The organism is Achromobacter sp. T5-5, assembly GCF_055397965.1.
This window is the reverse complement of sequence record NZ_AP027919.1, coordinates 4993682-5006606: the sequence shown is the minus strand read 5'-3', so window position 1 is coordinate 5006606 and position 12925 is coordinate 4993682. Positions and strand designations below refer to the sequence as shown.

Sequence of the window (12925 nt, the reverse complement as noted above, 5' to 3'; positions counted from 1 at the left end):
CGCAAGAGGAATGCGGGCCTCGTTTTTTCCGGGGCCGGACGCGGCGGGTGGACACCATTTGATCGAGCCCCCGGTTGGCAGGCCAGGTCCGCCACCGAGCGAGGCATGTTCGGGACGGACCCCGTTTCATGCCAGAATGGCGGGCACCTCAACCGCCATGCGCGGCGGCCCCGCCACTGAACCCAAGAAAGATCGGATGAAACCTGGAACTCCCGCGTTGCGCCTGTTGTCCCTGGCCGGGGTGTTTGCATTGTCGGCCCCCGCGTTCGCCATCGATTGCAAGAAGGCCGCCACGGACGTCGAGAAACTGATCTGCTCGGACCGCGGTGCGGTCGCGGCCGATGCCGAGTTGAACCGGAACTACGCCGCGCTGCTCAAGCAGGCGCCCGACGCCGAGATTCGCGCGATGCTGGTGAACAGCCAGAAGCGCTGGCTGGTCGCGCGGGATAAGGCGCTGGAGTCGCTGATCGACACGCCCGACGCGCTGCCCGACGGCAAGACCGCCGCCCAGGCCGGGCGCGAGCTGATCCGCGCGCGCAGCGCGCAGTTCAAGGAAACGGAAAAAGGCGACGCGGCGCCACGCATGATCCGCCGCGCGCTGGAACAACGGCAGTTCCTGGCCCAGTTCACCGGCGGGGCGTTCGCGGGCTATTGGACCTCATGCGACGTCCTGCCGCGCGACTACACGGATTACGCGTGCTTTGCGATTCGCCATTACCAGAACCACGACCACGTGTGTTCGATCGACGAGTCGTGGGCATCGGGCGGCGTGTATACCCGGCGCTACGTCGCCAATGTCGTGAACGGCAAGCCCAAGGTCGTCGCGTCCTGCTCCTACAACGATGCGGACCAGCCATGCTCCGACAGCGAAGGCAAGACGAAATGGAATCGCACGCCGGCCCAGCCGGAGTACGTGTATGCGTCCAGTCCGCTGCCGAAGATCGACGGCGAGATTTACGATGCGGACGACTACGAATGGGTGCAGGCCTGCCTGGCCGACCCGGCGTATCCGGCCGCGAAGTAGCGGCGAAGGTGCGAGTGCGCCACCGTTCGCGGCACGACCTGCCGGGCGCCGCTCCGGATACCTGAGGTTCACTTCAGGCCCGCATTGCTCGCAAGAGGAATGCGGGCCTCGCTTTTTCCGGGGCCGGACGCGGCGGGTGGACACCATTTGATCGAGCCCCGGTTGATCCGCGGCGGATGGCGCTATAGTCAACCGAGCCTTTTCACCAGGACGGAGACCTCATGCAGACCCACGAGATCCATCGCGGCCGCCTGATCGATCACATCCAGCTCGTCGTGCGCGACCTGCCCGCCAGCCTGAGGTTCTACCAGGCCGTGTTCGACGCCCTGGAGGTGCCGATGGGCGGCACGGCGGACGATTACTTCTGGGCCGACGAACTGTTCGTATCGACGGCCGACAGCCAGGCCGCGCTCGGCCAGTTGACCGGGCGCCATCACCTTGCGTTCCAGGCGCGCGACGCCGCGATGGTGGATGCGTTTTACCAGGCGGCGCTGGCCCACGGCGGCAAGGACAACGGCGCGCCGGGATTGCGCGATTACCACCCCGGTTATTACGGCGCATTCGTGCTGGACCCGGACGGCAACAACATCGAGGCGGTGTTCCATGGCGCAGCCGAGCGCAGCGCGCCGTCGGTCAAGGTGACGTTCTGACCGGAGCCCGTCCGTGCAATTGCGCCACCTCCGGTATTTCGTGAAGATCGTCGAGGCGGGCAGCTTCTCCCGCGCGGCGGCGCTCATTCCGGTGGCGCAGCCGGCGCTCAGCCAGCAGATCGCCGCGCTGGAAGAGGAACTGGGCGTGGTGCTGCTGCACCGCAGCGCGCGCGGCGCGCGGCCCACGGCGGCGGGCGCCGCGTTTTACACGGAGGCGGCCTCCATCCTGAGCCGCATGGAGCGCATTCCGCAGATCGTCCGGTCGCTGGAAGGCGAGATCCAGGGCGTCGTGCGTATCGGCATGTCGTCCACGCTGGCGTCGTTCCTGGCCGGCGAACTGATGGAAAAGTGCCGGGCCGTGCTGCCCAAGATCAGCCTGCGGTTCAGCAGCGACGCCAGCGGCCAGTTGGGCGCGCGCATCCGCGACAGCTCGCTCGACCTGGCGCTGGTGTTCGAGGACCAGCCGACCACGGGGTTCGCGCGCGAACCGTTGTTCCGGCAGCGGCTTTTCGTGGTCAGCCCGTGCAAACCCGGGCGACGGCCATCGGCCTTGCGGTTCGAGCGGCTTGCGGACATGCCGCTCATTCTGCCCGCGCATCCCAACATCACGCGCGGGATGCTGGACCGCCTGTTCTCCGAGGCCGGCATCGTGCCGCAGGTCGTGGCGGAGACCGAGGTGTTCTCCGGCATGCTGTCCGCGGTGCAGGCCGGCATCGGCCACACGATCCTGCCGCGGGGCGATTTTTCCGGCCTGCCCGGACGCGCCATGGTGTCGGCGGCGCTGATCGAGCCGCCGGTTTACCTGACGGCGGCGGTCATCGCGTCGGCCGATGTGCCGCTGGCCCCGCCCGCGGAGGCGGTGCGGGGGCTGCTGAGCGACGTCGTCATGCAGCAGGTGCGGGAAAAGGGGCTGGCGGGCGCGGAGCTGCTGACGCCCTGACCATATCGCCCGCCTATACCTGCATATCGACATAGTATTTTTTGGGCGCCCCAGACCGGCGCAAGCTTCACTCCCATGCAGGTTCCCCAACCTCGGCGGCCTGCGCGACAAGGAGAGTGACGATGGCAAAGCTGGTTTATCGCGTGGTGTCCGCGTGCGGCGCGCTGGGATATGGATTTCCCAAGGAATCGCTGCAAAAGGCCCTGGAAGGGCGCATCGACGCCGTGATCTCGGATGCGGGGTCGATGGACGCCGGCCCGTATTACCTGGGTACCGGAACCGAGTACTTTGAACGCGAAGCCGTGAAGGCGGACTTTCGCAACATGGTCGAGGCGGGCGAACGCATCGACGGACCGGTCATCCTGGGGAGCTGCGGCATGGCGGGCGGCAACCGCAACCTGGACTGGATGATCGCCGTCGCCAAGGAAGTCTTCGAGGAGCTGGGCGTGCGCGACCGCAGCGTGGCGGTCATCCGGTCCGAGCTGGATCCGGCGAGCGTCATCCGCGAATACCGGGCGGGAGCGCTGCGGGCCACGGGCGCCGGTCCCGAATTGGACGAAGCGGCGCTCGAAGAGAGCGTCATCGTGGGACAGATGGGCGTGCATCCCCTCATCACCGCGCTGGAAAGCGGCGCCAAGTACGTGCTGGCTGGCCGGGCCTGCGACATTGCGCTGTTCGCGTCGGACATGATCCGCCGCGGCATCGATCCCGGCCTCGCGTACCACGTGGGCCATGTGCTGGAATGCGGCGCGCTGGCGTGCGACCCCGGGTCGCCGTCGGATTGCCTGGTGGCGGAGATCTATGACGACGGTACGGCGCTCTTCGTGGCGCCGGATCCGGCGCGGCGCTGCACGCCCTATTCGATCGCGGCGCATTCCCTGTACGAGGAAAGCCATCCCCAGCTCCAGTTCTACCCCGAGGGCATCCTGGCGATGGAACACACCGAGTTCTTCGCGCGCGACGCGCGCACCGCCGGCATCCGCAACAGCCAGTTCGTGCATGCGGGCAAGCCATGGCCATGGAGCATCAAGCTGGAGGGCGCGCGCTTGCTGGGCAAGCGCAAGGTGTCGCTGGTCCATCTGGACCCCGCCGACCTGCCGCGCGTCCCCGAGGACGTCCTGGTGTATGGCCGCAACGGCGTGCAGGCCACGCCCGTGCGGGACGGCGAAGAGGAGCTGGGCCTCATCGTGGAGACGCGCGCCGCCACGCCCCAGGCCGCCGAAACACTGGCCAGCCTGCTCACCCACTACCTGATCCACTACGGCTATGCCGGGCGTAAGGCCACCGCCGGCAACATTGCCTATCCGCTGTCGCCCAATCTGGTGAGTTTCCAGCGCGAGGACGGGCAGTACGGCGCGGTCGTGCCCAGCGGCACGCGCGATCCGGTGTTCCAGGCGAATTACGCGATGATCAGGGAGGCGGTGATCAAGCTGGTGCAGGCGGAGTTTCCGGATGCCTTGCGCGACGCGGCCTGGCAGATCCATGAAGCCGGGGCCGACCGCCCGGTGGCGCTGCTGCGCACCATCGACCGCGATCCCGCCCGGCTTGCCGCGCGCCATAGCGCCGACCTGGACGGCCTGCTTGCGCTGGCCCCCGCCCGCGAAGGCTCGCGCATGAACCTGGACGCTGGCGACGCCTATGAATGGACGCTTTACCACCTGCTCCAGAACGAAGACCTGATCAAGCAGCGCATGTTCCCGATCACGTACTTTCGCGCCAATGGTTCGGCATGGACCGAAAGCGGGTCCGGCCGGCCCCGCTACGACGACATCGGCACCACGCGCTACGAAGGCAACCTGGATGACCGCACGCTGTCGCTGATCGCCGACGCGCCGCCCGACGGCAGCCCCCAGCGCGAACAGCCGCTGCTCGACATGGCCGTGGTGATCCGCAGCAAGGACGCGGGCATCAACCGGCTCACGTTCGACATCGTGTTCAACTCCGCCGCCGACTACGAGGCCGCGCTGCGTTCCAACGTGTTCTGCCCCGCCAATGTGGCGCGGGTGCTGGGGGTGCCGCCCGAGCGCGTCGTCGGCGCGTTTTTCGTGGATAGCTGCAACGCGATCAAGCTGACGATCGACCGTCCGAATATCTCGGCCTCGCCGGACGAGCGCGATGTGTTCGGCGCGCAGCAGCAGGCCGTTATCGAGCGCCTGTCGATTCCGCACTACGCGGAGCGGCTGGCGATGGCCTCGGCGTTGTAGCGCGGGGCCCGCGCGGCCGGTGGCGAAGGTGTCAGACTGTAATCGCTCGCCGGCCGCACGCACGGGCCGCAAGATTTGGAAACTGTCTGGTCCGCCGTTCGCCGATTTCGTCCATGCCGCGGACGTAGAATGCCGCTTTTCGATCAGGGCCATCCGGCTGACAGGAACCAATCATGAAAAAAACCATCCTTCTTGCATCCGTATTCGCCGCGCTGCTTTCCGCCTGCGCGCCCGCTACCTCTCCCCGCGAAGGATCGTCCGCCATGCCTGCTTCCGCCGTTACGCCGTCCGCCGCCGCCGAGACCCAGGCGACCCTGACCGCCTACCACTGGCGCCTGACCTCGGCCACCGATGAGGCGGGCCAGTCGATCGCCGCCCTCCAGAAAGGCATCGAGCACCAGGTGCGTCTGAGCTTCACGGCCGATGGCCTGAACATCCGCGGCGGCTGCAATGCGCAGTTCGGCGGCTACATCTATAAGAACGGGGTGCTGACCATCGCGAACCTGGCGTCCACGATGAAGGCCTGCGAACAGAGCCTGATGCAGCTGGACGCCGAAATCGGCCAACGCCTGAAGGGCGAGCTGCGCGTCGCGCTGTCGGGCGACAAGGCCGAGCCGGCGCTGGAACTGACGGCGCAGGATGGCACCGTGCTCAAGTTCGTGGGCGAGCCGACGCCCGAGACGCTGTATGGCAGCACGGGGCAGATCATGTTCCTGGAAGTGGCCGCCAAGCGCGCCGAATGCAGCCATCCCATGATTCCGCACTACCAGTGCCTGATGGTGCGCGAGCGCAAGTTCAACGAGGCGGGCATCGCGCTGCCGGCGCCGGACAAATGGCAACCGCTCTATCAGTCCATCGAGGGATTCGAACACCAGGACGGCGTGCGCACCGTGCTGCGCGTCAAGCGCTATGACTGGAAGAATCCGCCGGCCGATGCGCCCTCCAAGGTCTACGTGCTGGACATGGTGGTGGAGCAGGACGCCTCGGGCAAGCAGGCCCGCTAGCGCATAGCGCCCCGCACGGCCCGGCTCACCACGTCAGGTAGAACATCGCCTTCGCCAACACGACGATGGCGATCATGTGGCAGAAGACGCTCAGGTGCATGCGGCCCTGCACCGCGCCCGTCAGCCGGCGGCGACGGGCCAGCGCCAGCGCACTCGCCACATGGACCAGCACGCTGAGCGCCAGCGCGATCTTGATCGACAGCAGCAGTCCGAAGGACGATGCCCAGGGCGCGGACAGCGCGCCCCGGTGCTGCCACGCGAGGCCGATGCCGGCCACGTACAGCACCAACACCGACCACGGCGCCACGCTGCGCACACGCGGACCGAGCTGGCTGCCCAGCGCCTTGCGCACGTCGGGCGGCAGGCGCCGCTGCACGGGCTCCAGGAACAGCACCTCGAAGGACACCGTGCCGACAAAAAGAAAGGCGGCAAGCAGGTGCAGGATGAGCAGCACGGGATAGACGGTCATGGCGGCGCCCGGGGTATGGCGGACGCGAGAGCGGCAGGGGCGCCGCAACGGCGCGGCGCCTGCCGCCCTGGTCCCGGAGGTTCCGCGGGACATTGTCCGCCCGCGGCGCGGCGGGCGGCATGACGAACATCAAGCCGGACGCCCGCGGCGTCCGGTCAGTTCCCCGCCGGCGTGAGCGTCAGCGTGTCCGAGCGCTGGCTGTCCACTTTCGCCCGGCTGAACGCCATCGGAAAGTATTCCCCGGTCGCCCAGCCCTTGAGCAGGTCCTGATAGTGCGGGCTGCGCGGATCCGCGGACTGGCCCGGCACGTTCTGCACGCGCGAGTTGTCCCAGTCGGACACGTCGATCACCTGCCGGTACGACGCGCCGCTGGTCTGGCGGAAATCGCTCTTGCGGAACGTGGCGCGATGCACCGTGTCGTTGTCGCCGCCGACCGGATAGCGCGGCGTGCCCCACGCCTTGGCGGTGTCGGGCGGCAGCAGGGCGGCCAGGCTGTGATCGAACTGGATGTGGTGCAGCTTGCCCCATTGCCACTGCGTCGAATCCGGTCCCATCTTGGCGCTGAGCTTCTGCAGCCCGTCCGCCAGCGCCTGCAGCAAGAGGGCGTCGCGGCCCTGTTCCGGCCGGGCGCCGAAGGCGGCATCGGGCGTGGCGAGTTTTTCCAGGGTTTTGCGGGTGGAAAGCTCGCCGAACGCCGCACGTCCGCTTGCCGGCACGTACAGGTCGGTCACGCGCTTGACGACTTCGGGCAGCCAGAACGCATAGACCGTCGCGGCCCGCGAATCGGTGTCCATGCGGTAATCCCAGTCCTTCAGCAGGCGCAGCGCCGCGCCGACGTTGGCGTCAGCCGAGTTCAGGGCCTTGGCGTAGCCCCCCAGCGTACGGGCGGGAATCGACAGGTTGTCGAACTGCAGGTCCTGCGACTGCTGCACGGTCAGCCCGCGGCCTTCAGCCACCACCTCGCGGATGCGCTGGACGCGGTAGGGTTCGGCCCAGGTGCGTGCCGACATGTCCCGGTAGGGGTAGTCGGCGGGCAGGTTGTACTCGTTGGCCGTGGCGACGTAGCCCTCGGGCGGGTTGTAGACGCGGGGCAGGGCGTTGCCGGGCAGCACGCCGCGCCATTCGAAGTCGCCGTTGCCGGGCACGGGCAGCATGCCCGACCAGTCGTTGCGCGGACGGATCGGCGCGATGCTGCCGCCAAACCAGCCGATGTTGCCGTCCACGTCCGCGTACACCATGTTTTCGCTGGGCGTGTAGTGCTTTTCCATGCCCGCCACGAACTCATTCCAGTTCTGCGCCTGGTTCAGCCGCAGGCTGGCCAGGTAGGCCGCCGTGCCCGGGAATTCCAGGTAGGCGGCGCGCACCGCGTAAGCCTTGCGGCGCACCGGGTCTTCGTGGATGACGGGTCCGTGGCGCGTGAACTTCAGGCTGCGCACGGCGGGCGCGGCGCCGCGCACCGGGATGGTTTCGTCGACCTGGCGCATCTTTTCCCACCGGCCCTGGTAGCGGTATTCGCCGGGGTTCGCAGGATTGGTGTCGTAGACGTAGAGATCCTCTTCGTCGGCGAATGCAAAGATGGTCAACCCGAACGCGATGCGGTCGTTGTGGCCCATCGAGACGCCGGGCAGCGACGGTTCGCCCGCGCCGATCACGTTCCAGCCCGGGGCGTTCAGGTGGACCATGTAGCGCAAGGACGGCATGGCGATGGCCCGGTGCGGGTCGCCTGCCAGGATGGGCTTGCCGGTGGCGGTGCGCTCGCCGCTCAGGGTCCAGTTATTGCTTTCGTAGCGGGCGGCCAGGGGGTCGAAGCCGGGGTCCAGCGACGCGAGCCTGCCCTCGGACAGGGCGCTCGCCAGCCTGGCGCGGTCGTCGGCGGCGAGCGGGCTGCGCGGGAAATCGCCGGCCTCGAACTTCTGTCCGTCGCGCGCAAGCCGGTAAGTGGCCAGCACCGATTTGTCGATCTGGCGCACGTCCAGGCCGGCGGGAATCTGCAGCGCCAGGGGCGGCTCGAAGGTGCTCAATCCCTGCACGGTGTTCAGGCCCAGGGCCGCAATCCGCTCCGACATCCGGACCTCCTCGCTGAGATTGCGCGTCAGGCCGTAGATGCGGATCAGCGAAGTCTCCGCGCTCCAGTAGCCGGGCTCGGTGCCCGTCAGCTTGAACTCCGGCGGCATCTGGTCGGGATTGGCCTTGACCCAGTTCACGTAGGCGTTGATGCCGTTGGCGAACGCGGTGAGGATGGCCTTGCCTTCAGGGTGGTAGCTGGCGAATTCCGCCTGCATGTCGCCGCGATACAGGAAGAGGCGCGCGGCGCGGTCCTGTTCGATGAAGCGCGGTCCGAACTGCTCGGCCATCTTGCCTTCGCCCTGGCGGCGCCACAGGTCCAGTTGCCACAGCCGGTCGCGCGCGGCGGAAAAGCCCTGCGCGAAGAACAGGTCCGCCTGGTTCTTGGCATAAATGTGGGACACGCCGTGCTTGTCCCTGACGATCTCCACGGGCTGCGACAGGCCCGCCATGGCAACCGTGTCTTTCTTGCCGCCGGGCGCGGCGCAGCCGGCCAGCACCGCGATCAGGCCACTTGCCAGCAATGCGGCGGCCCTGCGTTTGAACGTACGCATAGACTTCTCCTCCGGGTTATTGATTTTTTCTCTGCCCGCGGTACGCAGGCGCTGAAAGTCGCGCCGGACGCCACAGCAAGCAACGAGTAGAACTAAATCAGAAGCGGAGGAGGAACTGTGTCATTTGGCTAAATGTGGAAGGACCTGTAACGAGGTGGACGCACGGGGCGCCAAGCCGGGCGGGCAGCCCGGATAGGTTTGGTCACACCGACGACGCGCGGGCGCAACTGCGCGCGCGCGTCGTGGGCAGGGACGGTGCAGAGGCCGAGTCACCAGCGACGCTGCGATTCCGTCTGGGACTGCGATGCCGGCTGCGACATGCCGCTGCCGTGGACGGTGCTCTGGTACTTGCGATAGTCGGAGATGTACACCGGACTGTTGATGTCCGGGGTTTCATCGCCAGCCCACTGGGCTTCCAGCCCTGACTCTCGCCATGCGGCGAGGTCGCGCTCGACGTCGGCGCGGGTGGGGGTGTAGTCGGGGGCGGGCGCGGCAGTGGTGGGCGCGGAGGCGGCCGACTGGGCGCCGGCCGTGCCGGACAGCACGGCGAACACCGCCAGTGCGACCGGGACGAGGGCGCGGAATGTCAGGTCAGGCTTCATGGATGACTCCTAGGGGTACAGGGGGGAGACGCAGCATTGGGGCCGGTGTCCTCGAAGCGCGCGCCGCGGCGCGGCGCTGGCCGAAGATAGCTGCGGACCGGATACGCGACGGTCATGGTCCGGCGTGGCGCGCTGGCGCGATGGCCTGTTCGGCGCGGGGGTGCAGGCCGGGAGGGTGACCCGGCGGGGCGCGGCGGCGCGGGTCTCATGCCTTTGTGCTCATCGTAGGACCGCATGGGTGCAGCCCGCATACTCAAATTTGAGTACGCTCCCGGCGGCCTCGGCCGTCGTCCTGCGCCTACAGCAGCGAGGCGAGCCTCACCAGTTCGGACTGCCGGCTGCACTCCATCTTGGTAAGCAAAGAGGCCACCTGCTTGCGCACGGTAAGCACCGAGGCATGGCGCAGGGTGGCGACCTCCTCGACGCTGTGCCCGGCGGCCAGGCCCGCCAGCACCGCGGCCTCGGCATGCGTGATGGAGAACACGGATTGCAGCTTGGTGACGTCGGGCATGGCGAAAGCGCTTTTCTTGCGCAGGCGCACCAGCAGCATCCTGCCGCCGATCAGGCTGAGCGCCTGCGGCGCCGCGCTGATGTCGACCCAGAAGAGTTCCCCCCAGCCGGAGGCCGTGGCCATCGAGCGCATCTGGCCGTCGCGCGCCACGGCGGCGCAATGCGCATCGAACAGCCGCTGCACCTTGGCATCCGCGTGGCGCAGCCGGCGGCCATGCAGGGTCCAGCCGTTGGTGTCGCCCAGGTAACCGACCGCCAGCGGCGACAACTTGTCCACCATGCAATCCATGCTGATGAGCAGCACGGCTTCCTGCACTTCCGAGAAGGCGCTTTCCAGCGATTTCCATCCGATGGTCCGATTGCGCTCGCGCAGCGCCAACTGGTTGCGCAGCGTGCGAAAGTACCGGGCATAGTCGCCGGATTGCAGCCGCTCGCTGGCCTTGAGATCGACGGACGACCGCTGAAAGCCGATGGCGGCGTGCAGCACGGTGTTGGATTCGATGATGAGCGCCAGCACTTGCGCCATGCGGTGCTTGGTCATGAAGTCCGCGTAGAACTCGGTGCGGCGCAACTGGGCCGCGTCGTACATGCGCGCGGTGTCCAGCCAGGTGCCCGCGGGCGCGTTGCGGGAGTCCTGTTCCACGATGTCGCAGCTGAAGTAGTGCGCCTGGTAATCCGCCGCGCACGCATCGGACAGCCCGATGGCCGACAGGGTCAGCAGCTTGTTCCGGGCATCGAACACGATGAGGGCGCCGCTGTCGGCGCCGACCAGGTCACGGGCCGTGCTGAGGATGTCGGCCCATGGCGGATCCGGGTCGGTCAGATGGTCCACGGCCTCGACGGCGCGGCGCATTGCGATTCGATGATCGGGCATGGCGTGCCTCCAACTCTGGTTCAGACGTAAACGTTGCTACGTGTCACAGATGGTGGTAGGTGGCGCCGGCCTGTCAGGGATGGCGGCGCACCGCTGCTGCGGATCAAAGCGGCTGGGCGCGCCGCGCATGAACGCGTGATCGGCAGCGGGCCCAAGCGCAAATTATCGTCGCAAATCCTCGCGCACGGCGAGATTCCCTGCGAATACAGGCCATGAAAATCGGGGCGGCGCGCGTGGTGATGCGGCGATACCGGGATAATTCAACCGGCGCGCAACGGCGTGCGCGCCGCGCCGCCCGGCTAGGGCTCCAGCAGCCGCAGCAGCGGCGCCTTGCGCGCATCGTCGGCCTTGCGCGCCAGCGCGGCCAGCTTCTTGTCGGATCCGAACAGCCGCGCACGCACGTGTGCACGCATATGCGCTCGTTCGTGCTCGGGCAGGGCGGCAAGCGCGTCGGCCAGTAGTGTCAGTGTCTGCGCATCGTCGACCGCGAACCGGGCGGGCAGCTTGAAGCCGTCGGTGCAACGGCGCAGGCACGCGACCGCGGTGGAGACGGTGTCGGGCGTCAGCCCATGGTGTTCAAGAAAGACGGCGGTATAGCGGTCCTGCACCGACTGATGTTCGTCATCCACCTGATCCATGTAGTGCCGCAGCAGCGCAAAGCGGCTGGCGTCGGCCAGGCCCAGCGCAAAGGCGGCATAGGTGCCGGACAGGCAGGCCTTCTCGGCTTCGGCGTCGGTGTACCACTCGTAGGGCTGGATCGCGGCGCAGGCATAGGCCTGCAGCGCGTCATGCGCCTGCGGGTGCTGCGCGGCGTTGGCAAAGAAGCGGTGCATGTCGGACCGGGCGAGGCCCTTGACCGGCAGGTAGTGGCGCGCCGTGCTCTTGAACGCGATGCGGTAACCGGCGGGAAAGCCTGCGCGCAGCAGGCGCGTGATGAATTCCAGCGACCGGACGTAGGCAGCCGGCGTTTCCTGCCGGATCGCGATGGTCACGGTGGCGAGCACGTCGTTGGCCGCGCAATCCACGAGTTCGTCCGTCAGCCGGGTGCATTCGGCCGGATGCGCGCCGCTGCCTTCGGCCAGCATGGCCGCCGCGCGCGCGCTGCCCAGTTCGCGCGCGATTTCCAGAAATCCCAGGCCGGTGGGACGCGCATAGCCGGGCTCGTGGCGCAGGATCAGCGTCGCGGCGTAGAGCAGCAGGTCGATGCCGCGGTCCTCGGGATCGAGCGCGGCGCCGGGTTTGCGCGCATAGATGTTCTGGCGGAAGGGGTCCTGCGAGACGTCGACGTAGCGCGGCAGGTACTGCTGCTCGGACCAGCAGCGCAGCGCGTGGATGAGGGAGCCGCGCAGCTCGGCCAGCGACGGCTGTCCCGCGTTCAGGGCGAGCAGGCGCTGGAAGATGCAGACCAGCCGCGCGTGGTCCGGTTCGGGAAAGAGGCGCGCATCCAGCAGGTGGCCGCACAGCAGGCTGACATGCAGCGCATCGGTGGGCTGGCTGCCATTGAGCACGGCTTGGTCGATGTACTGCGCCACGCGCTCGCGCAGCCACTGCTGCTTGTGCGCGTCGGTGTGGTCGACCAGCGTCAGGCGCAGCCGGCCCCCGGTCGTGGGGAACTGCGCGCGAAAACGGAAGTGGTGATTCAGGTGCGGCTTGCCGGCAAGCCGGGCGATGCGTTCGAGCACGGCCTCGCGCAGCACGGGCGCCAGGGATTCCTGGACCGCTTCGGGGCTGAGCGGACCGCCGCCGCCCTCGGCGTGCAGCCCGTCCTCATCGTCCGGCTCCCATCCCGGCATGACATCGAACACGATGCGCGTGGGCTCGTATTCCAGCAGGATCTCGCTGTGGATGCCGGCTTGCAGCGGGGTGCGGGCCACGATGGCATCGACGTCCTCGCGCGCTTGCAGCTTGTCGAACCAGTCGTGGATGGCGGCGAGCGCTTCATCCTGGATCTGGCGGGCGGTCTTGTGATGCACGCCGATGGCGCGGGATACGTCAGAGCTCATGATGCATGGAGTGGCTGCAAGTGCGCG

At 67.8% G+C, this 12925-nt stretch carries 10 protein-coding genes; 5 read left to right on the top strand and 5 right to left on the bottom strand.

Annotated features, from left to right (window positions below):
• The first annotated feature begins 196 nt into the window (after positions 1-196).
• The 5 genes from ACZ50Q_RS22685 (at position 197) to ACZ50Q_RS22665 (ending at position 5822) form a co-directional block, all read left to right on the top strand.
• Complete coding sequence (locus ACZ50Q_RS22685; protein ID WP_464079616.1) at positions 197-1024, top strand: lysozyme inhibitor LprI family protein; 828 nt, start codon at positions 197-199, stop codon at positions 1022-1024.
• A gap of 221 nt (positions 1025-1245) precedes the next feature.
• Positions 1246-1674: a VOC family protein gene (locus tag ACZ50Q_RS22680; RefSeq protein ID WP_076519245.1), complete on the top strand. Its 429-nt coding sequence runs from the start codon at positions 1246-1248 to the stop codon at positions 1672-1674.
• A 13-nt stretch (positions 1675-1687) separates the two neighbouring features.
• The gene (locus ACZ50Q_RS22675; RefSeq protein ID WP_464079615.1) at positions 1688-2614 is read left to right on the top strand and encodes a LysR substrate-binding domain-containing protein; all 927 of its coding nucleotides are present in this window, start codon (positions 1688-1690) and stop codon (positions 2612-2614) included.
• A 122-nt stretch (positions 2615-2736) separates the two neighbouring features.
• Positions 2737-4818: a DUF4387 family protein gene (locus ACZ50Q_RS22670; protein ID WP_464079614.1), complete on the top strand. Its 2082-nt coding sequence runs from the start codon at positions 2737-2739 to the stop codon at positions 4816-4818.
• A 263-nt stretch (positions 4819-5081) separates the two neighbouring features.
• A complete protein-coding gene (locus ACZ50Q_RS22665; RefSeq protein ID WP_464082031.1) occupies positions 5082-5822 on the top strand; it encodes a DUF4377 domain-containing protein in 741 nt (246 codons plus the stop codon).
• Positions 5823-5847: 25 nt separating this feature from the next.
• Here ACZ50Q_RS22665 and ACZ50Q_RS22660 read toward each other — a convergent pair whose 3' ends face one another.
• The 5 genes from ACZ50Q_RS22660 to ACZ50Q_RS22640 all read right to left on the bottom strand — a co-directional run bounded on the left by ACZ50Q_RS22660 (position 5848) and on the right by ACZ50Q_RS22640 (position 12898).
• Complete coding sequence (locus tag ACZ50Q_RS22660) at positions 5848-6291, bottom strand: CopD family copper resistance protein (RefSeq protein WP_076519249.1); 444 nt, start codon at positions 6289-6291, stop codon at positions 5848-5850.
• A 155-nt stretch (positions 6292-6446) separates the two neighbouring features.
• Positions 6447-8909 (bottom strand): penicillin acylase family protein, encoded by a 2463-nt coding sequence (locus ACZ50Q_RS22655; protein WP_464079613.1) that lies wholly within the window; start codon positions 8907-8909, stop codon positions 6447-6449.
• Between the two features lie 269 nt (positions 8910-9178).
• Complete coding sequence (locus ACZ50Q_RS22650; RefSeq protein WP_464079612.1) at positions 9179-9511, bottom strand: DUF4148 domain-containing protein; 333 nt, start codon at positions 9509-9511, stop codon at positions 9179-9181.
• Between the two features lie 298 nt (positions 9512-9809).
• Complete coding sequence (locus tag ACZ50Q_RS22645) at positions 9810-10895, bottom strand: LuxR C-terminal-related transcriptional regulator (protein WP_076519252.1); 1086 nt, start codon at positions 10893-10895, stop codon at positions 9810-9812.
• 299 nt (positions 10896-11194) lie between these two features.
• The gene (locus ACZ50Q_RS22640) at positions 11195-12898 is read right to left on the bottom strand and encodes a DUF6138 family protein (protein WP_464079611.1); all 1704 of its coding nucleotides are present in this window, start codon (positions 12896-12898) and stop codon (positions 11195-11197) included.
• Between the last annotated feature and the right edge of the window lie 27 nt (positions 12899-12925).